This window comes from Variovorax sp. LjRoot130, from assembly GCF_964253755.1.
In the GTDB taxonomy this organism is placed as follows: domain Bacteria; phylum Pseudomonadota; class Gammaproteobacteria; order Burkholderiales; family Burkholderiaceae_C; genus Variovorax.
Map to the genome: position 1 here is coordinate 4,376,904 of NZ_CAXURM020000001.1, position 24,716 is coordinate 4,401,619.

Sequence of the window (24,716 nt, forward strand, 5' to 3'; positions counted from 1 at the left end):
AGCCCGAACGGGCAGGGAGGGCAGTCTACGAGACCAAGTCGTCGGGATCAGCACTTTAAGCCAACGGCTAGGCTCGTGGCCCGGTTTTTTTATCCTACGGCGCCCGAAATACGCGTCTGCGCCTGGGATTCGTCGGCGTCGTGCAAGGCGACTCGGAACACGCTCCCCCGGCCCAGCCTGGAGCGCACGCTGACCGGATGCCCGAGCGCATGCGACAGCCGCGCCACGATCGCCAGGCCCAGGCCGAAGCCATCGGACGTGCCGGCATGGTCGGCCACCTTGTAGAACTCCAGGAACACGTCGCGCAAGTGTTCGCGCGCGATGCCGATGCCGGTGTCCCACACTTCCACGCGCAGACCGTCGCGCGTGTGCCGCGAGGCCAGCAGGACGCCGCCCTCGGCGGTGTACTTGATCGCGTTGGCCAGCAGGTTGCCGATCATGCGGCGCACGCGGATCGGGTCGGTCAGCACGGTGCCGGAGCTCACGTGCATGCGAAAGGTCAATCCCTTGGCCTCGGCCACCGGCCGGTACTGCAGTTCGAGATCGTGCAGCAGCTGGGCGACATCCACCCGCTCGATGTGCAGCCGCACCTGGCCGGAATCGATGCGCGCGAGGTCGAACAGCGAGTCGAACAGCGCATTGACTGCATGCGTCGCGCGCACGATCTTCGGCGCGATCTCGGCCACCAGCTCGGGCTCGTTGCGCAGCCAGTCGGCGTAGAGCGAGAGCGCCAGCACGGGCTGGCGCATGTCGTGCGCGGCACTGGCGAGAAAGCGGTTCTTCATGGCCACCGCCGACACCGCCGCCTGCCGTTGCTGCGTGAGCGAGTTGATCAGAATGTGGTTGTGGAACAGCAGTTCGAAGCTGTTGCGCGCCGTCTCGTGGATGCGCCGCCCCGCGCGCAGCAGCAGCCACCAGTGCAGCCCCGGCAAGAGCAGGAAACCGTAGTGGAAATGCGGCCGTTCGAACTTGAGTTCGATCACGCGGAAGACGACCGCCAGCAGCATGGTGACGAACAGCGTGTTGACGTAGCGCTTGAGCAGCGGCGGATGCAGCGCCAGCCCGTTGAGCGGAAAGGTCGCCACGCCGGCGACGATCAGCCAGCTCATGAACTGGTTCACCAGCGGCGTGCGCTCGAAGAAGATCAGGATCGACAGGCCCCAGGCGAAGGCGCTGGCGCTCCAGAGAAAGCGGTAGCGCTCGACGAAGTACTGCTGGGCGGCCGAGTCGCGGTCGGCGTAGTGCCGCCCGTAGAGCTGCTCGCCCCAGATGCGGCAGGCGGTGGCGCCGATGCCGATGGCGAGCCAGGCGAACAGCTGCCAGGGCGGCACATGGCCCCAGCTCAGGCCGACCATGGCCGGCATCAGCGCCGCGGCCAGCAGGTAGGAGCCGCGGGACGCCCGCATCAGGCTGCGGATCAACTCGCCGCGCACCCACGGTTCGGCTTCGTCGGCGGATGCCGGTGCCGGCGTGAGGCTCGCGAATGACGAGTTGCCCAACCCTGCGAATGACGAATTACCCATCATGGCTCACTGCCCTCTCCCACTGTCAGTCCGGCCATTAAAAAGCCCCTCGCGAGGGGCCCTGCATCCCACCGCCTGCGGCGGTCGGCGGTGACAAGCGATCTTAACTGCGCACGAAGGAGGATCCGCTATCCGCCGCCGAAGTAGCGCAGCGCCGTGCGACCGAGCGGCGTGACCGCGTTGACGACCGCGGCCGCCCCGTCGTCCATCGGGATGTCTGCCTTGACGTAGCCCGCGTCGCGCAGGATGCGCAGGTGTTCGATGTCCTCCGCGTGCGTGACCGTCATCGGCAGCCCGCCCGCGATGATCCTCCTCAGCAGCTCGTACGCCATCTCTCCTCCTTACCCGCTGTTGTTTCTCTTCTTGACGGGATTGTGCGGCATCGGAATGCGTGAAGCCGCAAGCGGTGATCGGGCCTTACCCTGATCGTCAGGCCGGGTGGCAAGGCCAGTCGAGGACCACCGACGTGCCGCCGTCGGCACCCGCTTCGATTTGCAGCGTGGCGCCGATCGCCATCGCTCGCGCCCGCATGTTCGCCGTGCCGTGGCCCGTGGCGCCGAGCATTGCCGGCGCGCCCTGGATGCCCACGCCGTTGTCCGTGAGCACGATGCGCACGCGGGGCGGCGCGCCGTCGCGCCAGCTCGCATGCATGAAGATCCGCGAGGCCCGCGCGTGCTTCAGCACGTTGGTGAAGGCTTCCAGCAGAATGCGCTGGAACTGAAGCGCCACCTGGGCCGTGAACGAGGCGACCGGTGGAATCGCCGCGACATCCCAGTCCAGTGCAATGCCAGCCGCGTCGAGGCGGGGCTGCAACCGGTAGCGCAGCGTGGCCAGCATCGTCGCGAGGTCGTCGTGCGTGGGTTGCAGGGAATCGACGGCCATGCGCATCTCGTCCAGCGCCAGCTTCACGTGCTCCTCCAGCACCGCCGTGCTGGAGCCGCGCTGCGTCACCATGTTGAGCAGGCCGACCAGTTGCGAGCCGACGCCGTCGTGGATCTCCCGCATGATGCGCTGCCGCTCGATCAACACCGCCTGCTCCTGCTGCTGCGCACGCAGCTTGTCGAACGCACCCCGCAACTGCTGCTCGCGCTCGGCCACGCGTTCCGCCAGGTTGGCGTTCAGCGCCCGGTAGTCGGTCACGGAGCGGCTGTAACGCTCGATCACCACGCCAGCCAGGATCAGCACGAAGAAGAACATGGCGTGCGAGGTCAGCGTGAATTCGGCGCCACCGAAGAGGCCGATGCGCACGGCGAGCAGATCGTGGGCACCCGCCGTGACGGCCAGGGTGCCGGCCGCCACCAGCACCCACGCGATGCGCCGGCGCGCGACGAAGGCCTCGCGCAGCACCAGCGGCAGACAGGCCATGCTGGTGAGCTGGAGCAGGATGAGGCTGGCGGTCCAGAGGGCCGGCCGCGCGAGCCCGAAGGAAGCGCAGGCCAGCACGACGGCGGTGCCCAGCACCGTGTGGATGGTCCTGACGAGCCAGGGCGGATTGCGGTCCAGGACCAGCAGCACGAAGCGGGCGATGAAGCCGATGTGGCACGCATAGCCCACCGCCACCATCGCGCCCCAGAGCGGCCAAGGCACGGGAACGTCGAGCCAGGCGCGATCGAGGTTGCGGATCACGCCCGAGAAGGCCGCCAGGCTGAAGCAGCCGTAGAGTGCATCGCGCTGCCGCCACCAGAGGCCCGCCGCCAGCCCGCCCATGAGCAGCAGGCTCACGGCGTAGACGATGGACGAGGTGTGCCGCCATCGCCGCTGCGCCGCCTCGAGGGGCTCGATCGCGGCTTCGGAGCCGTACCTGACCGCGCTCAGCCCGGCGCCCCGCTGGCGCTGTACCGTCGCCTCGATCAGCAACTCGTCGGGCTGGCCGGCATGCAGCAGCGCCGCGGGAATCCGGATCAGGTGGCTCGCCTTGGAGGCGTCGTACCCGCGCTCGCCGAGGATGCCGAGGCGGGCGACGACGGTCCCGTTCAGGGAGATGGCAGCCTGGTTGCCGACACCGGACAGCAGCAGTGCCAGCGGCCCGCCGTCCAGCGTGGCGCCGGGAGGCAGCGTGATCCGGTAGCTGACCGTTCCACCGCGCCCCGGGTATTCGCGGTCCCAGCGAAACGGAAGCTCGACCTCCCGACTGGCGGACGGCAGTCCCTCGGGCCGGAGGGTCGCCGTGGCCGCGCTCACGCTGTGGATCTCGGCGGCGGCGGGGCCGGCAGCGACCGCCGTCAGCGCGGCGATCGCCAAGGCGAGGCAGCGCGTCACGGCGCGGATGGCGCCCTGCATGGCGCCGCGGCTACGGAAGCCAGCCCAGGCTTCGCGCCTCGAACACTGCTTCCGACTTGTTGTGGACATCCAGCTTTCCATAGATGTTGCGGATGTGGGTCTGCACGGTGGAGACCGATACGCCCATGCGCACCGCCACTTCCGCATAGGGAAAGCCTCGGGACACCAGGTCGAGCACCTCGAACTCCCGCGGCGACAGGCGCTCGTGCGGAGAGGAGGCTGCGGCGGCCTGGGGCGCGACGGCCGCCGGCCGCTCCTGCTGCTGATGGGCCTGCCAGCGGCGCAGCAGCTGCCGCGCGATGACGGGCGACATCGGCGATCCGCCGGCGCGCAGGTTGCGGATGTGGGTGGCAAGATCGGCTTCGGTGCCGTCCTTCAGCAGGTAGCCGCTCGCGCCGGCCTCGAAGGCCTGAACCATGTTGCCCTCGTCGCCGAAGATCGAGACCACCATCACCGCGCAAGCGGGCTGCGTGCGCCGGCAGTCGCGGATCACGTCGAGGCCGGATCGATCCGGAAGGCCCAGGTCCACCAGCAGCACGTCGACCGGATTCTCGGCCAGCCATTCGAAGATCTCCCGCGCCGTGCCGGCACTGTGGGCCAGCTCGAGGGACGGGTCGGCCCTGACCACGCGCGCAATGCGCTCGCGCATGCTGAAGTCGTCTTCGACGAGGGCAATTCGTGTCTGGGGCATGGTGGGCGGAACGCTCGATGCGGCGGATTGTTGCATCAGAAATGGCATGACACCCGTACGCCGGCACCGGGCGGCAAGACTAGGTCCACGTGGCGCGGTCGATGCTGCCGGCGTACTGAGTCACGCCCGATTTGAAGATCTCGATGCCCACGCGATTCGCGTCGACGTTCAGCAAGCCCCAGTTGCGCTGCTCGGCGCCGACGGTGACGGCCGTGCACACCGCGGCGCCCGACGAGGTGGCCTCGAATAGGAACCGCCCGTTGGTCAGGCGATAGGAGGCCAGGTTGTTGTCGTGAATGTCGCCGCTCAGGATGAGGATGCGATGGTTCATGGCCAGCGCCTGCATCCGCCCGTACTCGTCCTTGCAGTCGAGCCAGGTTTCGCCATTGCGCGCATCGAACACGATGCCCGATGCGATGAGGTGAACGGTGGACGGATCGGCGGCGTTGCAGGCCGCCTCGATCGCACTCATCTGGGCGGCACCCAGCAAGGCCTTGCGGCCGCGCCGCGTCTTGTAGCTGCGTCCGTCGGTGAGGTGCAGCAGCACGTTCTGGCCGAGCGCGACATTGCTGTAGCCGGGCTCGGGGGTCGTGGCATCCCATATGAATGGCGCGGGCGGGAAGCTGCCCGGGGCCAGGCGTGCCGCCAGCGCCTTGCGGTAGGCCGCGAACACGGCCCGGCTCGGCGGGATCAGGTGGCTGAGGTGCGGCTGGCCAGCGATCTCGGCGCCGCAGGCGCCGTTCCAGAGAAAGTCGTGGTCGTCCCAGATCGCGTGGGTCGTGAGCTGGGGTTGGGCAACGAGCGCCTGAAAGCTGGGCCGCGCGATTTGCCGCGCGAGCCGCCCATGAGCGTGCACGGCGAAATCGTGCGCGCTCATGCTCTTCACCTGCGACATGCTGGCGCCGTCGGCATCGTAGTAGGCGGAGTCGCCCAGGAGCACCAGCACGTCCGGCTGGCGCGCCGCGATCTCGTCCCATGCAGATTGATCGGGGAAGCGGAAAGAAGTCATGCAGGAGGCGAAGGCGATGCGCATGGATGCTCCTTGGATGGGGCCGGCGGTCGAAGCTTAGGCCGCCGACAGGATGGCTGCCATCCTGCGTTTGGGGGACCCCCTCGCCTGGCGTGCCCTGCTATCCCAGCGCCCGCAGCTCCCGCAACGCCACCGCCAGCATCGCCGCATCGGGCGCCGCCACGGCGCGCAGTTCGCCCAGCAGCTGCGCCGCGCGCTCGAGCGTGCGCCCGTTGCTGGCCTGCCAGGCCTCAACCAGCGCCGCCGGCGACTCGCCCTCGCCGCCGCCGGCCAGCACCGCGCCGGTGATCGAGCGCTGCAGGCCCGACAGATCGTCCTGCATCGCGCCCTTGGCCAAGGCCTGCCAGTGCTGGTCGCCCGGGAGCGCCGCAATCCGGTCGCGCAGCCAGGGCATGCCCAACCGGTTGGCAAGATCGAAGTAGATCGCCGCCACCAGTTCCACCGGCCAGCGCGCGCTGCCGGCGATCTCGGCGATGTCGAGCGTGGCGTAGAGCGTGCCGAAGGTGACCACGCGCTCGGCCAGTTCGCGCGGCACGCCCTTGGCAACGTAGTGCGCCATCGCCGCATCGACGCGGCTGCGTTCGTCGGCGTCGAGCAGCTGCGGCAGCCGCGCCGACAGCGCCTCGACGTTGGGCTTGAAGTGCTCGATGGTCGCGGACATGTCCTCGGCCAGGCGCCGCGAGCGCAGGAACCACATGGTGCCGCGTTCGAGCTGCCGGCTGGTGTCGATCAGCATGCTCGACTGCACCTCGTCGTCGACCTGGTTGTCCAGCGCCTCGATCGCCAGCCACAGCGGCACCATGCCGAAGATCTCGCGGTTCATCAGGTAGGCGCGCACGATCTCGAAGGCGCGCGCGCCGGTGGTCTCGGCCAGCCGGTGCACGAAGGTGCTGCCGACGCGGTTAACCGTGCTGTTGGTCACGTGGGTGGCGATGATCTCGCGCTTGAGCGGATGGCGCGGCATGTAGCCGGCGAACTTGGTCGCCAGCAGCGCCGGGAAGTAGCGTTCGAGTGCCGTCGCGACCCAGGGGTCGTCGGGCAGCGTCGAGGCCAGCAGCTCGTCGTAGAGCCAGATCTTGCTGTAGGCCAGCAGCACCGCGCGCTCGGGGCTGGTCAGGCCCTGGCCTTGGGCGCGGCGCTCGGCCAGTTCCTCGTCGGAGGGCAGGTACTCGATCGCGCGGTTCAAGCGCCCGCCCTTCTCGAGGTACTGCATGAAACGCGTCTGCGCATCGAGCAGCTGCGGCGCGATGCGGCCGGTGACCGACAGCACCTGGGTCTGGAAGATGTTGTCGCGCAGCACCAGCGCGGCGACATCGTCGGTCATCTCCGGCAACAGCGTGTTGCGCTGCTTCTCGGTGAGCTCGCCCTCGGTGACCGGCAGGCCGAGCAGGATCTTGATGTTGACCTCGTGGTCGGAGGTGTCGACGCCGGCCGAGTTGTCGATCGCGTCGGTGTTGATGCGTCCGCCGGCAAGCGCGTACTCGATGCGCCCGAGCTGCGTGCAGCCGAGGTTGCCGCCCTCGGCGAAGACCTTGCAGCGCAGCTCGCGGCCGTTGACGCGCAGCGCGTCGTTGGCACGGTCGCCGACCTGCGCGTGGCTCTCGCTCGTCGCCTTCACGTAGGTGCCGATGCCGCCGTTGTAGATCAGCGCCACCGGCGCTTTCAGGATCGCATTGACGAGCTCGGTGGGCGTGAGCGCATCGGCCGTGATGCCGAGCACCTGTTTCACCTCGCGCGTGATCGGAATCGACTTGGCGCTGCGCGCATGGATGCCGCCGCCCTCGGAGATCAGCTTGGCGTCGTAGTCAGCCCACGAAGAGCGCGGCAGCTTGAACAGGCGCTCGCGCTCGGCGAAGCTCTTGGCCGCGTCGGGGCTCGGGTCGAGAAAGATGTGCCGGTGGTCGAAAGCCGCCACCAGCAGGATGTGCGGCGACAGCAGCATGCCGTTGCCGAACACGTCGCCCGACATGTCGCCGATGCCGGCGACCGTGAACTCGGTCGATTGCGTGTCGATGCCCATCTCGCGGAAGTGCCGCTTCACCGACTCCCAGGCGCCACGCGCGGTGATGCCCATGACCTTGTGGTCGTAGCCCACCGAGCCGCCGGAGGCGAAGGCGTCGCCGAGCCAGAAGCCGTATTCCTTGCTGATGCCGTTGGCGTAGTCGCTGAAGGTGGCCGTGCCCTTGTCGGCCGCGACCACGAGGTAGGGGTCGTCCTCGTCGTGCCGGCGCACCTGCGGCGGCGGCACGATCGCGTCGCCGACCCGGTTGTCGGTGATGTCGAGCAGGCCGCGCAGGTAGTCCTGGTAGCAGGCCACGCCTTCGCGCATGAAGGCATCGCGGTCGCCCGCAGCGGGCGCGCGCTTGAGCACGAAGCCGCCCTTGGAGCCCACCGGCACGATCACCGTGTTCTTGACCATCTGCGCCTTGACCAGGCCCAGCACCTCGGTGCGGAAGTCTTCCGGCCGGTCCGACCAGCGCAGCCCGCCGCGCGCGACGCGGCCGCCGCGCAGATGCACGCCTTCGAAGCGCGTCGAGTAGGCGAAGATCTCGAACATGGGCTTCGGCGCCGGCAGGTCGGGCACCTTCGACGAATCGAACTTGAACGAGACGAAGCTGCGCCGCTTCCCTGCCGCATCGCGGCGCCAGAAGTTGGTGCGCGTGGTGGCCAGGATCAGCGCCAGGTACTGGCGCAGCACGCGGTCTTCCGAGAGGTTGGCCACCTGCTCGAGCGCGGCCTCGATCTCGCGCACCTTGTCATCGGCGCCGTCGGCCTGCGCCGGATCGAAGCGCAGCTTGAACAGCTCGACCAGCGCGCGCGCGATCGGCCCATTGGCGACCAGCGTGCCTTCGATGAAGGACTGCGAGAGCGCGAAGCCGATCTGCCGCATGTACTTGGCATAGGCGCGCAGCACCACGATCTCGTGCGCCGGCAGACGCGCCGCGAGCACCAGGCGGTTGAAATCGTCGTTCTCGACCTCGCCGCCCAGCACCGCGCCGAAGGCTTCCTCGAACACCGGGCGCAGCGCGTCGATCTCGATGTCGGCATCGCCGATCGTGCTCTGCAGGCCGAAATCGTGGATCCAGATCGGCGCTGCGCCCTGCGGCGCGAGCCGGTGCGGATGCTCGTCGAGCACCTTCATGCCCAGGTGCTCGAGCATCGGCAGGCTGGCCGAGAGCGTGAGCGGCTCGCCGCGCCGCAGCAGCTTGAAGCGCAGCGTGCCGGGCGGCGCCTCGAGCGGCCGGTAGAGGTTCATGCCGAGCGGCTGCGCGTCGCTCAGCTGCGCCATCAGCTCGATGTCGTACACCGCGGCGCGCGCCGCGAACTCGTCGCGGTAGCCGGCGGGGAAGGCGCCGCCGAAGCGGCGCAGCAATTCGTTGCCGCGCGCCTCGCCGGCCGATTCGATCAAGGCCGACTTCAGGTCGTCGTCCCAGCGCCGCGCCGCGGCCACCAAGCGCTGCTCGACCTCGCGCACATCGAAGGGCGGGATGCTGCCGGGCTTGGTGCGCACGGTGATGTGGATGCGCGCCAGCACCGACTCGGACAAGTGCACGTTGAACTCGGAGCCGATGCCGTTGAACTCGCGCATCAGGATGTCCTGCCACTTCTGACGCAGCTCGGTGGTGTAGTTCTCGCGCGGCGCGTAGATCAGGCAGGAGAGGAAGCGCTCGAAGGGATCGCGCCGCACGAACAGACGGAAGCGCTGGCGCTCGCCCAGGTGCAGGATGCCGGTCGCGGTGTGCAGCAAATCGTCGTCGCTGGTCTGGAACAGCTCGTCGCGCGGATAGGTCTCGAGGATATTGATCAGCGCCTTGCCCGAGTGGCTGCCCGCGGCCAGGCCGGCGCGCTCGACCACGTCGGCGACCTTGCGCCGCAAGAGCGGAATCTCGGCCGGGTTGGCGCTGTAGGCGGTGGAGGTGAAGAGGCCCAGGAAGCGGTCTTCGCCGCACACCTGGCCCGCGTCGTCGAAGCGCTTGACGGCCACGTAGTCGAGGTGGCCGGGGCGATGCACGGTGGAGCGCGAGGTGGATTTGGTCACCACCAGCAGGTCGGGACGGCGCGCATGGGCGCGCACCTCGGGCGGCAGCGCGGCGAAGGCGGCGTTGGCGCTCGGCGTCGGGCCGTCGCGCAGGATGCCCAGGCTCGAATCGGGCACGATCTTCAGCACGTCCTCGCCATCGATCTTGTCCAGCTCATGGCTGCGGCAGCCGAGAAAGGTGAAGTGGTTGTCGGCCAGCCAGCGCAGGAAGGCCTGGCCTTCGGCAAGCTCCTGCGGCGGAATCGGCGGCGCGCGCTCGTCGAGGCCGCGGACGATGTCCAGCACGCGCTCCTGCATCTTCTTCCAGTCGACCACGGCCAGGCGAACGTCGCCGAGCACGCGCGCCAGGTCGGCGGCCAGCGCCTCGAGTCGGGCCGGCTCGGGCACGCGGTCGACCTCGACATGGATGAAGGATTCGCGCCGCGCATCGGGCGACGCGCCCTCGCCTGCCAGCCCCTGAAGCGTACCGTCGCTGCCGCGGTTCACGGCCACCAGCGGATGAATGATCAGGTGCAGCGTCAGCCCGTTTCGGTTGACTTCCATCGTCACCGAATCGACGAGAAAAGGCATGTCGTCGTTGACGATCTCGATGATGGTGTGCGTGGACTGCCACCCATGCTCCGCGATCGTCGGGTTGAACACCCGAAGCTTCGCGCGCCCCGGCTCGCGCTTTCGCGCGAAGCTCCAATGCGAGAGCGCCGCGCCGTACAGATCGGCCACCTGGCGCTCGGCCAGGTCCTCGGGATCGACCTGGCCGAAGTACTGGCGCGCGAAGGCGGCGAGTTCGTCCGCCGCCTCGGCCGGGACCTTGGCCCGAATCAGTTGCACCACTTCTTCGAGGCGCTCGTCCCTGCGCCCTGATTCGACTGTCTGGGTGGTCATCAGCATGCTTGTCTCCGGGTTGGCGTCGTAAATCTACATCGCAATGCGGGCAAAAGAATGACTTGCGCTGCCGCGGCCGGCGTTGGAGACTGGAAAACTCGAACGGAGGGCCACGCCATGAGCACCGAACTTCAAGCCACTGTGGACGCGCTGGTTCAGAAGGGCAAGGGCATTCTTGCCGCCGACGAAAGCGGGCCGACGATCGCCAAGCGCTTCAAAGCGATCGGCGTCGAGTCGACGGAGGAGAACCGGCGCGCCTGGCGCGGCCTGATCCTGGCGGCGCCGGGGCTGGGCCAGTACATCAGCGGCGTCATCCTCTACGAGGAGACGCTGACCCAGCGCAGCGGCGAAGGCGAAGCGCTGCCGCAGCTGGCCGCCCGGCAAGGGATCGTGCCGGGCATCAAGGTCGATGCCGGCAAGATTCCATTGGCGCTGGCGCCGGGCGACGAGATCACGCAGGGCCTGGACGGGCTCGCGCAGCGCCTCGACGGCTACAAGCAGCACGGCGCGCGCTTCGCCAAATGGCGCGCGGTCTACAACGTCTCCGACGTGCTGCCGAGCCGGGCGGCGATCGAGGCCAATGCCGAAGCGCTCGCGCGCTACGCGGCGATCTGCCAGGCCCAGGACGTGGTCCCGATCGTCGAACCCGAAGTGCTGATCGACGGCGATCACACGCTGGCGCGCTGCGCCGAGGTTACGCAGGCCGTGCTGCTCGAGGTCTTCCACGCGCTCTACCGCCACCGGGTGGCGCTCGAGCACATGCTGCTGAAGCCGAGCATGGTGGTGCCGGGCAAGGCCCATGCGCAGCAGGCTGCGCCGGATGAAGTTGCGGCCGAGACGCTCCGCGTCCTGCGGCGCACGGTGCCGGCGGCGGTGCCGGGCATCAACTTTCTTTCCGGGGGCCAGTCGCCGGCCGAAGCGACGGCCAACCTGGACGCGATGAACCGCATGGGCGCCCAGCCTTGGCATCTGAGCTTCTCATACGGACGTGCATTGCAGGACACCGCGATGCAGGCCTGGCAAGGACAGCCGGCCAATGAACGCCGGGCTCAGGATGCGCTGCAGAAGCGCGCGCGATTGAACGCCGCGGCATCCATGGGAAAGTACAGCGCTTCGATGGAAAGCACCGACTAGGGCTTGCGCCAAACGCTCGCCAGCCACGGCTGCTGTTCGATCGGCAGGCCGGCGGGACGGTAGTAGTGAGCGACTTCGGCGAATCCGGCGACCGACATGTGGCTACGCCACGCCTCCAGATCATGAAAGGCGCTGTAGCGCGCACCGCTCCAGCCTTCCTCGCCAACGCCGCGCGGGTTCGAGCTGAACAGCACGCCGCCCGGCTTCAGCGTCGCGTGCAACTCCCGCAGCACGCGCGGCAACTCCTGCGTGGGGACATGGAACAGCGCTGCATTCGCGAACACGCCGTCGAAGCGGCCTGGCGGCAAATCCAGCGCAAGAAAATTCTGCTGCAGCACCTCGCAGCCGCTGTAGGCGCGTGCCATCTCCGCCAACCGCGGCGCTCCCTCCAGCCCGGTCGCGAGATGCCCGAGCCGCTTGAAGGCCAGCAGATCGCGCCCAGGCCCGCAGCCGAAGTCGAGTATCTCGAACGGCGGCGGCGCCTCGATCGCCCCGAGCAGCGCCGCGATGTTCTGGCTCACGTCGTGATCGCGCGTGGCGGCCCAGAAATCTTCGGCCCGCCGGTCGTAGTGCGAGAGCGTCGACGCGGCGATCCGTTCGAGGTCTTCGGCCGTCAGGGTCACAGCGTCGCAACGCGGCCGGAGATCAGGCGCGCTCCCCGGTGATGTAGTGCTGCAGCTGTTCGATGATGAACTTCTGCTCCGAGATGATGCCCTTCACCAGGTCGCCGATCGAGATCAGACCGGCAAGCTTCCCCTCGTCGATGACCGGCAGGTGGCGCACACGGCTCTGGGTCATCAGGGCCATGCACTCCTCGCTGGTCTGGTCGGGGCGCACGTAGATGACCGAGGTCGTCATGATCTCGCGCAGCGGCGTGTCCTTGGACGAGCGCGCCATCAGCACGACCTTGCGCGCATAGTCGCGCTCGGTCAGCATGCCGACGATGCGGCCCTGCTCCAGGACCAGCAGCGCCCCGATGTTCTTCTGCGCCATCCGCTCGACGGCTTCGAACACCGAGGCCGTGGGTTCGATGGTGTGAACCGTCCGGTCGCCTTTTTCCTTGAGGATTTCTGCCACGGTCTTCATAGGTCATTTCTCCGCAAAGGGCGTTGCGCCTCAGACTACTCCAAGCTCGAAATCAATGCACGGAGGCTTCATGGATCTTCAATTGAACGGCAAGCATGTACGCATCACCGGCGGCGACCGCGGCATCGGCCTGGCCTGCGCGCGCGAGTTCCTTCGCGAGGGTGCGAAGGTCAGCCTGGTCGGCCGCACCGCGGCCGATCTGGACGACGCGGTGGCCCAGCTGCGAACGGAAGGGCACACCGAGGTTCGCGGCCACAGCGCGAATCTGAGCGACGCAGGCGCCGCGCTGGCCATGCTCGACGCTGCGGAAGCGGAGCTCGGCCCGATGGATGGCGCTGCGACGCCGATGGTGGTTTGAAGGAAGAGCCGAGGCGGCTAACGCAACCCCTGGAACGATCCGGCGTCCTTGGTCGCGGGCCGTGTTTCGATGAGCCAGTCGACCGGCTCGCCGGCCTTCCGCGTGTCTGCGAAATCAGCCATCGGCACCGCCGGCCATCCGGGGCTCCGACTCATCAGACGACGGTGCTCGAACATGGAGAGCAGGTACTTGACGCGTGCCGCGCCCAGATAGGGGAATCGCATGTGTATCTCCGTCCTGGCTTTTCGACGCTTGCGTACACGACAACCCGGTGAGGCGGGCTGCGGGACTGGGATCTCCCTGGCGAGGCGCAACAATAGCGGAACGCGGCTCGAACGCCAAGTCGGAAGATGTGACTAATTGGAGAGCCGCCCTTCATCTGCCGGAGAGGTGGCCGTGAAGGTCGTGCAAGTGGCCGACGGTCCGGGAGGCCCTGCCACCCGGCCAATTGGCGACGCGCGCTGCGGCCAGCCTGTCGATCCGGTCCTGCCGCTTCAGCGCGGACTCGATTGCGGCCCGCGTGCGCTCTCTTCGAATTTCGAGCCAAGCCAGCGGCGTCGCGATGACGAGGCCCGCGAAGGACGCGAGCGCCGCCACCAGCGCGGCAACCACCACCAGCAGTTGCAGGTCGTGCAGGTCGAAAGCGCTGGGATTCACGGTCCCCGCCGGAACAGCGGGCGGAACAGGCGGGGGCGGGAAGGCAAGCTCTACCCAGAACATGCCAAGCGCCAGCATCGTCGCGAACACGAACGTCCAGGCGAAAAATCGCTGGTACCTCTTGCGCACCACCACGGGTGAATCCATTGCGCGCTCTGCTCGACGGAAGCTCGATGGTGCGAGGTGGCGAGGTGGATGTCAGACAAAGTAAGCACCAACCGCCGGACTGTGTCGAATCACAATATCGCGATAGTCGCCGGCATCGCGCGGCGGCTCTGCTAGAATCCCGCCTCCCCGAAACGCCCTGGCCTCTTTCGGGATCGCCTGCGCAGGCAACGCCGAATCTCACGGCGGCACGTCGAACCAGAGCCACCACGACGAAAAAAACAAACGGTGACTCCTGCATGTGAATGTGCCGTAACGTGGGCCGCGTAAGTGCCCACGGCCAACATCCAAAGCCCGCCTCCGCGCGGGCTTTTTCATGCCCTGAGAACAGGCCGCCGCTCGGACCGTGCGCGCACACGCCGCATGTACTACGAAATGTGTACAACTTTGCCGCGCGTTGTGTTGGTTGCGTCAAAAACCGAGTGGAAGATTCTCCACCGCGGCAGTGGACAAGACTGTGGAAAAGGATGTGCGCATCGCTGCAGACCGTTGCCACGCGGGCGTCACGATGCTGTGCCTGCAAAAGCAACACGTGGCCCTTGGCCTCCCTCCCAAATTACTCCCAAATTACTCCCAACTCGGGGCCTACATTGACACCTGTCAGCCCTGGTTCCTCCAAACCCTCCTTTCATCTGTGAAGGGCTGACCTTGGCCCGCTTCGGCGGGCTTTTTTTTGCCTCAGCGCCAACCGACTCGGCTGCAGGCATGTGAAATATTCACATTTCTTAACCACTTCTTGTATATTGATACGCCGCTGTACGCCAAAGCCATTAAGGAGCCACGCGATGGACTCGGATTTTCATCTTCGCAAGGTACAAACGCTCAGCCCGAAGGCAGCAAAGATCGCATTGCGGATACTGGACGCTGACCCCAACATTCCTGCCGAATCAATCCTGGCGCTGCGCCCTGCCCTGGTTGAGCGATGCAGCGAATCGCAGTCTTTCGGAACCACCGATTGGATGACGATCGCTGCGATCGAGCGCCCCGCCATCCGTCGCTTCACCGAACGCTTCGAAAGCCGCGAGCAACGCCATGCTCGACTTTGGGTGACGAGTCTTCGCCAGGAGGCGCGGAAAGCCCCTCGTCCGTCGCTTGCCGACAGCGCCTACGGCTCACTTTGACGGGGCATGGCGCAGAAATGCAAAACGGGCCGCGAGGGGGCCTGCGCTGCCGCCGCCCGGCGAAACATGGTTCGCCTTGTGTTCCGGAAAGCGGGTCGAACCCGCGAGCTCCAGGGCGTCGCACGCACGGCCAGCCACTCGGGGCTGCCCAAGGTTTCAGCGCCCGCGAGGTCGTAGCAGGCGTAATAGCGCGGCGAGCCTGCGGCGTCGATATACCGGGCCGCTCGGACGGTCCCCGGCACGGCAGCCAGTCCGGGCAGATGTTCCTGCGCGTACCAGGCATTGAGGTCGTCCTCGAACTCGGGAAGCACGTCCGTCTCCACAACGTAGTGGTGCGAGGCGACTTGGCCGGCAGAGGCACCCCGCACCTCTTGCAGGCAGGCGAGCCGTCTCCATTCGCTGGCACCACCTGGGGTGAGCGTCGGCGACGCACTCCCCGATCCGTAGAAGTAGATCAAAGGGCCATCCATCGCGTGCCACGTCTGAACTTCAGGCGGCAGCGCGTGGACCGGCGCGAGCGGCTGATCGACCACGGATGCGTCGTACTTGAGAAGCCATAAATCTTGCATTCGCGGCTCCCCGTCAATGTGCGACGTTCAGGGCAACCAGCAGGCGCGACACCATGTTGTAGGCCGCCACGGTCGCCACGACTTCCACCACGCCCTTGGGGTCGAAGTGCTGCTGGATCCGATCCATGAGCTCTTCCGGAACCACGACCTGACGGGTCATGGCATCGGTCAGCTCCAGCACCAGGCGCTCCGGCGGCGCAAACACGTCGGACAATCCGTCCTGCCGGACGGCGTCGATCTTCTCGGCGCCGACGCCGGCCTTCTGCGCATGCGGCACGTGCGCGTCGTACTCGAATCCGGCGCCGTTGAGGACAGCGACCCGAAGGATCATCAGCTCGCGAAGATCGGCGGGTACGCCGGTCTGGTTGCGAACCGCCGTGAGCATGCGCTCCCAGCCTGAGGCGATCGGCCCGCTGTTGAGGAGCACCTGGTAGAGCAGCGACACGCGGCCGCGCTGCGCCATGATGCGGGACTCGACTTCGGCCAGCTCGGGGCGTGTGCCGGGCTGCACGAGGGGTACGCGGATACGGGCAGTCGTCATCACTCGGCCTTGATGTTCTTGGCGCGGATCAGCTTCGCCCACTTCTCGGTGTCCCGCTTCTGGATGGTCGCCAGTTCCAGGGGCGTGGATCCGGCAGGCTCGGTGCCCGTCTTCAACAACTTCTCGCGCACGCCTGGGTTGGCCAATGTGTTGCGCACCGCCCTGTTGAGCGCCTCGATGATCTCGGGCGGCGTCTTGGCAGGCGCAAACAGCGCGTACCAGTTGTTGGTGTCGACGCCCTTGATGCCTTGCTCTTCCAGCGTCTTCACGTCCGGCAGCGAAGGATGTCGCTTGCTCGACGCCACGCCCAGCGCCTTGAGCCGTCCACCTTGCAGGTGCCCGAGCAACCCGGGCACATCACCGAAGAATCCGCTGATCTGGCCTCCCATCAGGTCCGTGATGGCCGGCGCTGCGCCTTTGTAGGGGACATGAAGCAGCTTGGCGCCGCTCGAATCGGCCAACTGCTCGATCGCCAGATGCGGAATGCTTCCTGTGCCGGAGGAGCCCATCGGCGTTGGCTCGGCGCGTTTCTTCGTCGCCGCCACGAAGTCGGCCGCATCCTTGGCCGGGCTGGTCTGCTGGGTCACCAGCAACTCGACGTTGTTGACGACCAGCGAGACCGGCGCGAAGTCACGCTGCATATCGTAGGGGAGCTTCTCGTACAGCGAAGAATTGATCGCAGCCGCGCCGACGCTGGTGAACCATAGCGTGCCGCCGTCCGGGGCCGACTTCATGACATCGACGGCACCGATCGCGCCGTTGGCGCCCGGCTTGTTGTCGACGATGACCGTACGGCCCAGCTCCTTGCCGAGCTGCTCGGACAGGGTCCGGGCGACCGAGTCGACAGGTCCCCCGGAGGTGAAGGAAACGACGATCCGCGTCGTCTTCGGCTGTGCGTGGACTGCGGGCATCAGCGCGATGGCGAACGCGGCCGTGAGCAGGATGCGTTGAATGGTCATGAATGTCTCCGTCTTGCAATAACTCGAATCTCAGTCGCAGCGCGCGGTCATGCCGCCGTCGACGATCAGTTCGGTGCCGGTGATGAACCGCGCCTCGTCGCTGGCCAGGAACAGCACCGCGCTCGCCGTGTCGCGGCCGTCGCCCATGAAACCGAGTGGAATGCGTTTCTGGCGCTGGGCCAGCAGTGCGTCGACGTCGCCGCCCGCGCGCTGCTTCGCCAGGCGTGTTTCGACCATCGGCGTGTGCAGCTGTCCCGGCACGACGCTATTGACCCTGACCCCCTTGGCCGCGTGCTGCACCGCGATCACGCGCGACATCTGGATGACGCCAGCCTTGGTCGCGGCGTACGCCACCTGCGCACTGCCGGTCCAGCGCAGGCCCGATGTCGAAGAGATGTTGACGATTGAACCCCCGCCCTTCGCCAGCATCGTGGGAAGCACATGCTTGCAGGTCAGAAACACGCTCTTGAGGTTGATGTCGATCTGCAAATCCCATGTCTCTTCGGCCAGCTCCACCGGCCCGCCCGCCGCGGACCCCCCCACGTTGTTGACGAGGATGTCGATCGTCCCGTAGGCGTTCAGGCAGGCAGCCGCCATGGCCGCCACGCTCTCGCTGTTCGTGACGTCGCAGACCCACGGCGTGATCGACGCGCGGGCGGCACCGGCCAGCTCGAGTGTCTCGTCGAGTCGGGCGCCATCGCGATCGACCGCCAAGACCCTGGCGCCCTCCTCGGCGAGGCGCACGGCGATGGCGCGGCCATTCCCCCAGCCGGCGCCGACGCAACCGGCGCCGGTCACGATGGCTACCTTGTTCTCGAATCGCAGGCTCATGTCCTGTCTCCAAATTGATAAAGACGCTCCGGGTTGCCGACCAGCAGCGCATGGCGCGCGGATTCCGTGGGTGCGATCTCGGCAATGAGGTCGACGAGCTGCTGCTCGTCGGGTACGGGTCCGGCGTGGTTCGGGTGGGGCCAGTCGTTGCCCCATACGACCCGGTCGCCGAACTCGGCGACCAGCGTTCGAGCGAAGGGTTGGGCGTCGGTGTAGGGCGGGCCCAGCCGCGTGATGCGGTCCATTCCGCTCACCTTGACCCAGAAGCGCTCGTCCGCCATCAGCCGGAGCAGCGCCTGGAAGTCCGGCTGGTCAAGACCCAGCGCTGCATCGATGCGACCGATGTGGTCGATCACCACCGGCGTGGGCGAGCGACGCAGCGCGGGCGCCAGGTCCGTGAGCAGCGCGGGATCGCCGTGAATCTGCAGATGCCAGCCGAGCGGCGCGAAGCGGCCCGCCAACGACAGGACCTCCTCGATGGGTGCGTGCCGGCCGAGGTGGCCCATGAAGTTGAAGCGGACGCCACGGAAGCCCGCGGCGTCGAGCCGCTTGAGTTCTGCGTCGCCGACGTCGGTCGGCAGCAGGGCGATCGCGCGGTAGCTCGAGGGCCGCGGCGCGACGGCGTCCTCGGTGGCGCGGTTGTCGAAGCCATGGCAGGCCGACTGCACGACCACGCAGCGTTGCAAGCCGAGTCGGTCGTTCAACGCGTACAGGGCCTCCTTCGGCGCATCTGCTTGGGGAACGAAGGTGGCGTCAGGGGCGTACGGGAAGCGCATGCCGGGCCCGAACACATGGCAGTGGGCGTTGCAGGCCCCCGGGGGAAGGGTTGAGGTCATGAAGGCAGTGTCCCCATCGCAGCTGCCCTCCGTAATGACATTATTCCTATATCAGCTATGCTTATTGGCTATGGAATTGCGACAACTCCTGTACTTCGTCACCGTGGTCGATGCGGGAAGCTTCAGTCGCGGTGCCGTGGCGCTGGATCTGGCGCAACCCAGTCTGAGCAGGCAGATCGCCTTGCTGGAGGCGGATCTCGGGCAACGGTTGCTGGTGAGAACCGGACGCGGCGTGACCACGACGGACGCAGGGGAAGCCCTGCTCGTTCATGCGCGCGCGATGCTGGAGATCTCCCGTCGCGCCCGGGACGAATTGCGAGAGATGGACGAAAGTCCCGGCGGGCGGATCGTGGTCGGCATGCCGCCGCGGGTGGCGCTGGGCTTGAGCACGGCCCTCATCCAGCGGTTCAGGGAAAAGTTTCCGCGCGCCGTCATCACGGTCCTCGAAGGCCTGAGCGTCGCACTGCGCGAATCCCTGATCGCGGGGCGGCTGGATCTGGCGCTGCTCTTCGATCCTGCAGCCTCTCCCCAGCTGGCCTTTCAGCCTCTGATGCGGGAAAAGCTGCTGCTGGTGGCGCCGCCGAAGAGCAAGCTACCAGCCCGTGTCGGATTGTCGGCGCTTGCGAACTACCCCATGGTGCTGCCGAGTGCGCCAAATGCGATTCGCCACTTGCTCGACTCCGTCCTGGGGCCGCGTCACATTGAACTCCAGGTGCTCGCAGAGGTGGGCGCCGTCCACACCGTGCTCGCGCTCGTGGCGACCGGGATCGGATGCACGATCCTTCCGGAGAGCGCCCTGGGCGCGACCGGCGACGAAGCCCTGCCACGCGCACCGATCGGGCCGCCCAGCATCTGGAATGTGCTGGTGCTTGCGACACCGATGGCACGTCCGGCAACGCGTCTGATCCGGGGTACTGCGCAAATCCTGCAAGAGCTGGACTTCCGGCGTCGCTAAACGCCATCTCACTTTGGCGCCAAAGCAAATGAAGCGGCGGCTGGGCCGCTAGCAGCCGCTCGCGGTCGGCTAAAGTTTGCCCGCAAGCAGACAGAACGGACTGGCCTGGCCAGCCCTCATGTCAAACGCTCAGACTCTCGGAACTACCATGGTCACCTGCTACCTGCGCTATGTCATCGATCCGTTCAAGCTCAAGGAGTTCGAGCACTACGGAAAGATCTGGATTCCTCTCGTCGAAAGGTTTGGAGGGCAGCACCATGGCTACTTTTTGCCCTCGGAAGGCGCGAACAACATTGCGCTGGCTATGTTCACGTTCCCAAGTCTTGCGGCATACGAGGAATATCGCGCGTTGTCTGCCACAGACCCAGAGTGCCAAGCTGCGTTCAAGTATGCGCAGGACACTCGCTGCATCCTCAGCTATGAACGCAGCTTTTTCAGGCCTGTATTCAAATGAATCGGCCTAACCAAGCGTTGCAGTGGACCGCCTTTGGCTTCCGCTGGACTCATTCGTTGAGCAACCACTTTTGCCCTTCCATTTGAATCCACGATAGGCACCGCGTTCATCCAACGCGATCAGGCGACTGTTGGAGATCGCCACGCGATGGGTGTAGCGAGACAGGTAGGCCAGCACCGCCTCGGGTCCGGCGAAGGGGCGCTTCGCATGGACGACCCATTCCACTCGACCTATCGTTTCGCCCAGCAAGGCGACTTGTGGTCCCCACGTGTCCGAAAGCGCAAATCCATCAGCACCGCTGAGGTTCATGGCGATTTCCTCGAGAGGCGGGGTTGCGAATCAAAAGAGCCGGCACAAGCGGAATGCCTCGTAGATGGAGGCGTGGATGTCGCGCGAAGCATGCGCATCGCCGATCCGATAGAGCTCGAAGCGCTTGCCGGGTCCGGCCGCGGGCCAAGCCTGCGGAACACCCTTGGCGAACTTGTCCAGATCCAGTTCCCCGTCATTGACCGATGCGGGCTTCAGGTCATCGTAGACATCGCACACCGGGAGCACGCCCAGTTCCACCACCACGTGGTCCGCCTCGAGCGCAATGGTTGCGCCGGTCAACTCGTGCACGAATGCTGCGCGGCGCCGACCCGATACGGCCGACACACTGATCAGCCTGAGATCGTGGCGGACATGAACGCCCAGCTCGGTCAGCTTGCGGCGCCACACGATGTCGTCTCCTCGTCCGCCCAGTTCCATGCCGAGCTGGCCATCCAGGGTGACCAGGGTCACTTGACGGCCGGCGAGCGCATGGCGTTCGGCGCAGACATAGGCGTTGTGGCGTCCGGTCCCGTCATAGACCAGTACCTCGCCGCCGGAAGGTGGCTGCTGGGTCAGCGCGTCCACCACCGAAAGACCGTGCTCATGGCCCTCAAGTTCATCGAGCCACGGGATGCCTCCCGTCGCGACAATCACGGTGTCGGGCTCCAGCCCGGTAACATCGGCAGCGTCCGCGTAGCTGTTGAGTCTGATGTCCACGCCGAGGCGAGTCAGGGCGTCCACCCGCCACTGGATCACGCCGAGGATGTCCTTGCGCCATGACGCAAGCGCCGCCAGCAGCACCTGGCCGCCAGGCCGCGATCCGGCCTCGAGCAGGACGACCTCGTGTCCGCGCAGTGCGGCCACCCGGGCCGCCTCCAGTCCCGCGGGACCCGCGCCCACGACAACCACTTTCCTGCATGGACCGGGCGAGCGATCGACTTCGTGAGGCAGCCAGGTCTCCCGCCCCGTGGACGGGTTGTGGATGCATGCGGTCTCATGACTGCGGCAGAACGAGGCACCCACACAGGGGCGCACTTCGTGCTCCCGGCCTTCCATCAGCTTTCGAACCAGGTGCGGGTCGGCCATGTGGGCGCGCGTCATCCCAACCAGGTCGAGCAGACCTTCGCTGATCGCATAGCGCGCGGTGGCCAGATCGGCGATCTTGGCCGCATGAAAGACCGGCAGCCTCACCTCCTTCTTGAACGCGGCCGCCTTTTGCAGCCAGGGCGACGAGGGCATCGACATGGTCGGCATGTTGTCGGTGATCAGGGCTTGGGCAGTGTCCATGCGCCCGTAGACCACATTGAAGAAATCGAAGAGCCCGGAGCGTTCGAGAATGCCGGCGGCGCGAACGCTCTCCTCGAAATCCAGTCCGTCCTCGATGGCATAGCGGATCCCGACGACGAAATCCTCGCCGACCTGTTTTCGGATCTCCTCGTGCACCATCAGGATGAACCGGCAGCGGTTTTCCAGCGAACCGCCGTATCTGTCGGTTCGCACGTTGACCGATGGGCTCAGGAACTGGCCAAGCAGATGGCCGCCCGCCAGCGTTTCCAGCCCGTCCAGGCCTGCCTGCCGGCAGCGCGATGCCGCCTGCCCGAAATAGCGGATCACCCGGTGGATGTCCCGCTCCGTCATTTCACGCGGAATGCTGCGATGCAATGTTTCGCGCCTGGCAGATGGCGCGATGGTCGGCAACCAGGCGCCTTCATACGGGCTCCCGCGTCGGCCCATGTGAGTGAGCTGGCACATGAGTGCCGTGCCATGGGCGTGCATCCGCGCGGAAAACTGCTGGAGATGGGGAACCACCTCGTCGACGCCCATGTTGATCTGCCGGAAGACACTCGGGCTGTCGATGCCGACGTTGGACGAGCCGCCGAACATGCTCATCGCGATCCCGCCAATGGCTTTTTCTTCGTGGTACCGCTGATAGCGTTCCCGGGGAAAGTCACCCTCCGTCAGGCCGCTGGCGTGGCTGGTGCTGATGATGCGGTTCTTGAGGATGACCCTCTTGATGGCGAACGGGGTCAGCAGCGGGTCCTGTCGCCGCACCGATTTCTCATCATCAACGGAGTGGGCAAACCGCTGCACATCCTCTCCTTAACGCGCTCGGTTGAGTCCGGCCTGCATGGACATTGTGTAATCGAACACGAGGCCGGTCCATTTACATCTTAGGCAGAGATCGCTAACATGATGTTATGGAAGCGCAGCAGACGATACGCTCCGCCAATGCCTTGCGCGTGTTTGAAGCCGCCGCACGCTGTGCGAACTTCACGCTGGCCGCCTCCGAGCTCCACGTGACGCCCGTGGCGGTCAGTCGCATGGTGAGCCGGCTCGAAGACACCTTGGGCATTCGTTTGTTCACGCGCTCTCGGCTGGGCGTTCAACTCACTGAAGAAGGTGAGGTCTTGCATTCGGCGGTGTCGGCCGGCTTCAGCCAGATGGAGGCGGCGCTGCGCGAGATCAGGCGCCGCCGTGCAGATCGGGGCACCGTCACGCTGTCGTTGTCGAGCGCGTTCATCTCGCACTGGTTGATGCCGCGGTACGCACGTTTTCAACAGGCCGTCCCGCACATCAACCTGCGCTTCGAGGTGATCAGCGGCGTTCTCCGTGGCGATGTCGACGAGGTGGACCTGGGATTGCGCTTGTACGACCCCACGAGGAAGTGGCAGAGCTGGGAGTTCTTTCCGGAAGTGGTGCTCCCGGTCTGCAGCCCGGAATACCTGCATCGGGTGGGTGCCGTCGGTGAATCTGCCGATGTGAGCCAGCACACCCTGATCCATCTGACCACGACGACCATGGATTGGGAAGAATACGGGGCTCGCACCGGCCTGGACTGCCGGCGCCCCGGCAACTCCCTCAGCTTCTCCGATTCGGCACTCGTGCTGCAGGCCGCCTTGCTCGGTCAAGGGATTGCGCTCGGTTGGGTGTCGGCGGTATCCGGTGCGCTGCGCGAGGGCCTTCTGGTGCCGGCCTCCAGCCGCCTGATCCGCACCGAAAAGGAGTACCGGCTGGTGGCAAGGCCCGGGTCGATTCGACAAGAAGTGCGCCGCGTGCTGGATTGGCTCGTCAGCGAAATGCGCGAAGACGTTGCGACCATCACGCAGCAGTACGCATTGTTCCGGGACATTTGACCGACGTGTGCATCGCCCCCCCACTGCTGCCTGCCAGCAGGTGTCGAATGTGACCTAACGCCAGTCTTCGGCCCTTCGAAGCGGCACCTGTACTTCGGCTGCGCGCGCCCTCAACTGACCGCACCCGCCGTCGACATCCTGGCCGGCTGAATAGCGCAGCTTCGTCAGAATGCCCCGCTGGTGCAGCGTGCGAGCAATCTGTTCGCAGCGCTCCCACGACGGGCGACTGAACGCCACGCCATCCACCGCGTTGAAGGGGATCATGTTCAGCACGCCGTACCTGCCGGAGAGCAGTCTGACGATGCCTTCAATCTCCTCTTCCCCGTCGTTCACACCTTCCAGCAGCGTCCACTGGTACTGAATCGGGTAGCCGGTGGCCCGGGCATAGCGTTCGCATGCGGTGACCAGTTCCTCGGGGGTCATGTTCGGCGCGCGCGGAAGGAGCTTTCTGCGCAGCTCAGCCTTGGTCGTGTGCAACGAGAGTGCCAGCGCAGGTCTGACGCTTCCCTGGTGCAGCCTCTCGAACACGCGTGGATCGCCCACGGTGGAGAACACCAGGTTCTTGTGGCCGATGTTGCCCGCCGTGCCGAGCAGGTCGATCGCCTCCATCACGTTGTCCAGGTTATGGGCCGGTTCGCCCATGCCCATGAACACGACCTTGCGTACCGGCCGACGCAGGCGCGCGAGGGCGACCTGGGCAATGATTTCGGCGCTTCCCAGTTGGCGCAGCAATCCCTCGCGGCCCGTCATGCAGAACTGGCACCCGACGGCGCACCCGACCTGCGACGAGATGCACAGACCGTCCCGAGGCAGCAACACGCTCTCCACGGTCTGACCGTCCGCGAGGGCAACGAGCAGCCGCTCGGAACCATCGGCGCCGCGATGGACCGCGTGGATGCGCGCCAGTCCCGCAAGCTCAGCTTCAATGGACGGCAGGGCAGCCAGCAGCGACGACGGAAAAAAGCTCTCTGGTCGACGCTTGCCGCTGTTTCGGGGTAGAGCATGGGACCACAGCCGCAAGATCCGGTGCTCGTGGATGGGGCCCGCTCCGGCTTCCCGCAGTCGCCGTTTTAGTTCGTGGATTCGCATGCACTGCCTAGGGCAAATGGACTCCTGGACACATCAGTGATCCAGTCGTGCTGGCGTCCAGGACGTACAGAGA

The 24,716-nt window shown here is 66.4% G+C and carries 23 protein-coding genes and 1 pseudogene; 6 read left to right on the forward strand and 18 right to left on the reverse strand.

What is annotated here, in order from left to right:
- Window positions 1–89: 89 nt before the first annotated feature.
- The 6 genes from shkS to ACSQ86_RS21880 form a co-directional block, all read right to left on the reverse strand.
- The gene (gene shkS, locus ACSQ86_RS21855; protein ID WP_436305039.1) at window positions 90–1,526 is read right to left on the reverse strand and encodes a surface-behavior sensor histidine kinase ShkS; all 1,437 of its coding nucleotides are present in this window, start codon (window positions 1,524–1,526) and stop codon (window positions 90–92) included.
- A gap of 125 nt (window positions 1,527–1,651) precedes the next feature.
- Window positions 1,652–1,855: a hypothetical protein gene (locus tag ACSQ86_RS21860; RefSeq protein WP_436305040.1), complete on the reverse strand. Its 204-nt coding sequence runs from the start codon at window positions 1,853–1,855 to the stop codon at window positions 1,652–1,654.
- Window positions 1,856–1,952: 97 nt separating this feature from the next.
- On the reverse strand, window positions 1,953–3,803 hold the full coding sequence (locus ACSQ86_RS21865; RefSeq protein ID WP_436305041.1) for an ATP-binding protein: 1,851 nt from the start codon (window positions 3,801–3,803) through the stop codon (window positions 1,953–1,955).
- A gap of 10 nt (window positions 3,804–3,813) precedes the next feature.
- Window positions 3,814–4,494 (reverse strand): response regulator transcription factor, encoded by a 681-nt coding sequence (locus tag ACSQ86_RS21870; RefSeq protein ID WP_436305042.1) that lies wholly within the window; start codon window positions 4,492–4,494, stop codon window positions 3,814–3,816.
- Window positions 4,495–4,573: 79 nt separating this feature from the next.
- Entirely contained in the window at window positions 4,574–5,527 is a 954-nt protein-coding gene (locus tag ACSQ86_RS21875) for an alkaline phosphatase D family protein (protein WP_093106116.1), read from the reverse strand.
- 97 nt (window positions 5,528–5,624) lie between these two features.
- A complete protein-coding gene (locus ACSQ86_RS21880) occupies window positions 5,625–10,445 on the reverse strand; it encodes an NAD-glutamate dehydrogenase (protein ID WP_436310294.1) in 4,821 nt (1,606 codons plus the stop codon).
- A 117-nt stretch (window positions 10,446–10,562) separates the two neighbouring features.
- Here ACSQ86_RS21880 and ACSQ86_RS21885 point away from each other — a divergent pair, with 117 nt between their 5' ends.
- Window positions 10,563–11,579 carry a class I fructose-bisphosphate aldolase gene (locus ACSQ86_RS21885; protein ID WP_436305043.1) on the forward strand — a complete coding sequence of 339 codons (1,017 nt, stop codon included), beginning with the start codon at window positions 10,563–10,565 and terminating at the stop codon, window positions 11,577–11,579.
- On the opposite strand, the gene ACSQ86_RS21890 is transcribed toward ACSQ86_RS21885, so the two are convergent.
- Both ACSQ86_RS21890 and ACSQ86_RS21895 read right to left on the reverse strand, forming a co-directional pair.
- Window positions 11,576–12,202 (reverse strand): class I SAM-dependent methyltransferase, encoded by a 627-nt coding sequence (locus ACSQ86_RS21890; protein WP_436305044.1) that lies wholly within the window; start codon window positions 12,200–12,202, stop codon window positions 11,576–11,578. The two genes, ACSQ86_RS21885 and ACSQ86_RS21890, sit on opposite strands and share 4 nt — an antisense overlap.
- A 22-nt stretch (window positions 12,203–12,224) precedes the next feature.
- Complete coding sequence (locus tag ACSQ86_RS21895; RefSeq protein ID WP_093106108.1) at window positions 12,225–12,665, reverse strand: CBS domain-containing protein; 441 nt, start codon at window positions 12,663–12,665, stop codon at window positions 12,225–12,227.
- A 70-nt stretch (window positions 12,666–12,735) separates the two neighbouring features.
- On the opposite strand from ACSQ86_RS21895, the gene ACSQ86_RS21900 reads away from it, so the two are divergent.
- The gene (locus tag ACSQ86_RS21900) at window positions 12,736–13,023 is read left to right on the forward strand and encodes an SDR family NAD(P)-dependent oxidoreductase (protein ID WP_436309585.1); all 288 of its coding nucleotides are present in this window, start codon (window positions 12,736–12,738) and stop codon (window positions 13,021–13,023) included.
- 17 nt (window positions 13,024–13,040) lie between these two features.
- Here the strand turns inward: ACSQ86_RS21900 and ACSQ86_RS21905 are convergent, their stop codons facing one another.
- Complete coding sequence (locus ACSQ86_RS21905) at window positions 13,041–13,247, reverse strand: hypothetical protein (RefSeq protein ID WP_093106102.1); 207 nt, start codon at window positions 13,245–13,247, stop codon at window positions 13,041–13,043.
- 151 nt (window positions 13,248–13,398) lie between these two features.
- Complete coding sequence (locus tag ACSQ86_RS21910; protein WP_436309587.1) at window positions 13,399–13,827, reverse strand: hypothetical protein; 429 nt, start codon at window positions 13,825–13,827, stop codon at window positions 13,399–13,401.
- A gap of 803 nt (window positions 13,828–14,630) precedes the next feature.
- Between ACSQ86_RS21910 and ACSQ86_RS21915 the strand changes: the two genes are divergently transcribed.
- Window positions 14,631–14,966, forward strand: coding sequence for a hypothetical protein (locus tag ACSQ86_RS21915; RefSeq protein ID WP_436309588.1), 336 nt, complete (start codon window positions 14,631–14,633; stop codon window positions 14,964–14,966).
- On the opposite strand, the gene ACSQ86_RS21920 is transcribed toward ACSQ86_RS21915, so the two are convergent.
- The 5 genes from ACSQ86_RS21920 to ACSQ86_RS21940 are packed head-to-tail and all read right to left on the reverse strand — an operon-like array spanning window position 14,951 to window position 18,702.
- Entirely contained in the window at window positions 14,951–15,535 is a 585-nt protein-coding gene (locus ACSQ86_RS21920) for a hypothetical protein (RefSeq protein WP_436309589.1), read from the reverse strand. The two genes, ACSQ86_RS21915 and ACSQ86_RS21920, sit on opposite strands and share 16 nt — an antisense overlap.
- Window positions 15,536–15,548: 13 nt before the next feature.
- Complete coding sequence (locus tag ACSQ86_RS21925) at window positions 15,549–16,076, reverse strand: carboxymuconolactone decarboxylase family protein (protein WP_436305048.1); 528 nt, start codon at window positions 16,074–16,076, stop codon at window positions 15,549–15,551.
- The gene (locus ACSQ86_RS21930; RefSeq protein WP_436294956.1) at window positions 16,076–17,035 is read right to left on the reverse strand and encodes a Bug family tripartite tricarboxylate transporter substrate binding protein; all 960 of its coding nucleotides are present in this window, start codon (window positions 17,033–17,035) and stop codon (window positions 16,076–16,078) included. The genes ACSQ86_RS21925 and ACSQ86_RS21930 overlap by 1 nt, the downstream gene beginning before the upstream one ends.
- A gap of 30 nt (window positions 17,036–17,065) precedes the next feature.
- Window positions 17,066–17,866 (reverse strand): SDR family NAD(P)-dependent oxidoreductase, encoded by an 801-nt coding sequence (locus tag ACSQ86_RS21935; RefSeq protein ID WP_093106084.1) that lies wholly within the window; start codon window positions 17,864–17,866, stop codon window positions 17,066–17,068.
- Window positions 17,863–18,702: an amidohydrolase family protein gene (locus ACSQ86_RS21940; protein ID WP_436305049.1), complete on the reverse strand. Its 840-nt coding sequence runs from the start codon at window positions 18,700–18,702 to the stop codon at window positions 17,863–17,865. Before ACSQ86_RS21940 ends, ACSQ86_RS21935 begins: the two co-directional genes overlap by 4 nt.
- A gap of 70 nt (window positions 18,703–18,772) precedes the next feature.
- On the opposite strand from ACSQ86_RS21940, the gene ACSQ86_RS21945 reads away from it, so the two are divergent.
- Window positions 18,773–19,657, forward strand: a complete 885-nt coding sequence (locus ACSQ86_RS21945; protein ID WP_436294953.1) for a LysR substrate-binding domain-containing protein — start codon at window positions 18,773–18,775, stop codon at window positions 19,655–19,657.
- Between the two features lie 148 nt (window positions 19,658–19,805).
- Window positions 19,806–20,111, forward strand: a complete 306-nt coding sequence (locus ACSQ86_RS21950; protein WP_436305050.1) for an NIPSNAP family protein — start codon at window positions 19,806–19,808, stop codon at window positions 20,109–20,111.
- Between the two features lie 75 nt (window positions 20,112–20,186).
- Here ACSQ86_RS21950 and ACSQ86_RS21955 read toward each other — a convergent pair.
- Together ACSQ86_RS21955 and ACSQ86_RS21960 are read right to left on the reverse strand one after the other, a co-directional pair.
- Window positions 20,187–20,351: pseudogene (locus ACSQ86_RS21955) on the reverse strand (transposase); the annotation flags it as partial.
- Window positions 20,352–20,450: 99 nt separating this feature from the next.
- On the reverse strand, window positions 20,451–22,511 hold the full coding sequence (locus ACSQ86_RS21960) for an FAD-dependent oxidoreductase (protein ID WP_436305052.1): 2,061 nt from the start codon (window positions 22,509–22,511) through the stop codon (window positions 20,451–20,453).
- Between the two features lie 107 nt (window positions 22,512–22,618).
- Here ACSQ86_RS21960 and ACSQ86_RS21965 point away from each other — a divergent pair, with 107 nt between their 5' ends.
- On the forward strand, window positions 22,619–23,554 hold the full coding sequence (locus ACSQ86_RS21965; RefSeq protein WP_436305053.1) for a LysR substrate-binding domain-containing protein: 936 nt from the start codon (window positions 22,619–22,621) through the stop codon (window positions 23,552–23,554).
- 54 nt (window positions 23,555–23,608) lie between these two features.
- On the opposite strand, the gene ACSQ86_RS21970 is transcribed toward ACSQ86_RS21965, so the two are convergent.
- The gene (locus ACSQ86_RS21970; RefSeq protein ID WP_436305055.1) at window positions 23,609–24,643 is read right to left on the reverse strand and encodes an RNA methyltransferase; all 1,035 of its coding nucleotides are present in this window, start codon (window positions 24,641–24,643) and stop codon (window positions 23,609–23,611) included.
- Between the last annotated feature and the right edge of the window lie 73 nt (window positions 24,644–24,716).

Bases quoted from the DNA above. Each gene is read 5' to 3' on its own strand.
- ACSQ86_RS21930 (WP_436294956.1), bottom strand. From the start codon at position 17,035: ATGACCATTCAACGCATCCTGCTCACGGCCGCGTTCGCCATCGCGCTG.
- ACSQ86_RS21885 (WP_436305043.1), top strand. From the start codon at position 10,563: ATGAGCACCGAACTTCAAGCCACTGTGGACGCGCTGGTTCAGAAGGGC.
- shkS (WP_436305039.1), bottom strand. From the start codon at position 1,526: ATGATGGGTAATTCGTCATTCGCAGGGTTGGGCAACTCGTCATTCGCG.
- ACSQ86_RS21910 (WP_436309587.1), bottom strand. From the start codon at position 13,827: ATGGATTCACCCGTGGTGGTGCGCAAGAGGTACCAGCGATTTTTCGCC.
- ACSQ86_RS21895 (WP_093106108.1), bottom strand. From the start codon at position 12,665: ATGAAGACCGTGGCAGAAATCCTCAAGGAAAAAGGCGACCGGACGGTT.
- ACSQ86_RS21875 (WP_093106116.1), bottom strand. From the start codon at position 5,527: ATGCGCATCGCCTTCGCCTCCTGCATGACTTCTTTCCGCTTCCCCGAT.
- ACSQ86_RS21905 (WP_093106102.1), bottom strand. From the start codon at position 13,247: ATGCGATTCCCCTATCTGGGCGCGGCACGCGTCAAGTACCTGCTCTCC.
- ACSQ86_RS21940 (WP_436305049.1), bottom strand. From the start codon at position 18,702: ATGACCTCAACCCTTCCCCCGGGGGCCTGCAACGCCCACTGCCATGTG.
- ACSQ86_RS21925 (WP_436305048.1), bottom strand. From the start codon at position 16,076: ATGACGACTGCCCGTATCCGCGTACCCCTCGTGCAGCCCGGCACACGC.
- ACSQ86_RS21900 (WP_436309585.1), top strand. From the start codon at position 12,736: ATGGATCTTCAATTGAACGGCAAGCATGTACGCATCACCGGCGGCGAC.
- ACSQ86_RS21870 (WP_436305042.1), bottom strand. From the start codon at position 4,494: ATGCCCCAGACACGAATTGCCCTCGTCGAAGACGACTTCAGCATGCGC.
- ACSQ86_RS21935 (WP_093106084.1), bottom strand. From the start codon at position 17,866: ATGAGCCTGCGATTCGAGAACAAGGTAGCCATCGTGACCGGCGCCGGT.
- ACSQ86_RS21950 (WP_436305050.1), top strand. From the start codon at position 19,806: ATGGTCACCTGCTACCTGCGCTATGTCATCGATCCGTTCAAGCTCAAG.
- ACSQ86_RS21970 (WP_436305055.1), bottom strand. From the start codon at position 24,643: ATGCGAATCCACGAACTAAAACGGCGACTGCGGGAAGCCGGAGCGGGC.
- ACSQ86_RS21860 (WP_436305040.1), bottom strand. From the start codon at position 1,855: ATGGCGTACGAGCTGCTGAGGAGGATCATCGCGGGCGGGCTGCCGATG.
- ACSQ86_RS21945 (WP_436294953.1), top strand. From the start codon at position 18,773: ATGGAATTGCGACAACTCCTGTACTTCGTCACCGTGGTCGATGCGGGA.
- ACSQ86_RS21880 (WP_436310294.1), bottom strand. From the start codon at position 10,445: ATGACCACCCAGACAGTCGAATCAGGGCGCAGGGACGAGCGCCTCGAA.
- ACSQ86_RS21920 (WP_436309589.1), bottom strand. From the start codon at position 15,535: ATGCAAGATTTATGGCTTCTCAAGTACGACGCATCCGTGGTCGATCAG.
- ACSQ86_RS21865 (WP_436305041.1), bottom strand. From the start codon at position 3,803: ATGCAGGGCGCCATCCGCGCCGTGACGCGCTGCCTCGCCTTGGCGATC.
- ACSQ86_RS21915 (WP_436309588.1), top strand. From the start codon at position 14,631: ATGGACTCGGATTTTCATCTTCGCAAGGTACAAACGCTCAGCCCGAAG.
- ACSQ86_RS21965 (WP_436305053.1), top strand. From the start codon at position 22,619: ATGGAAGCGCAGCAGACGATACGCTCCGCCAATGCCTTGCGCGTGTTT.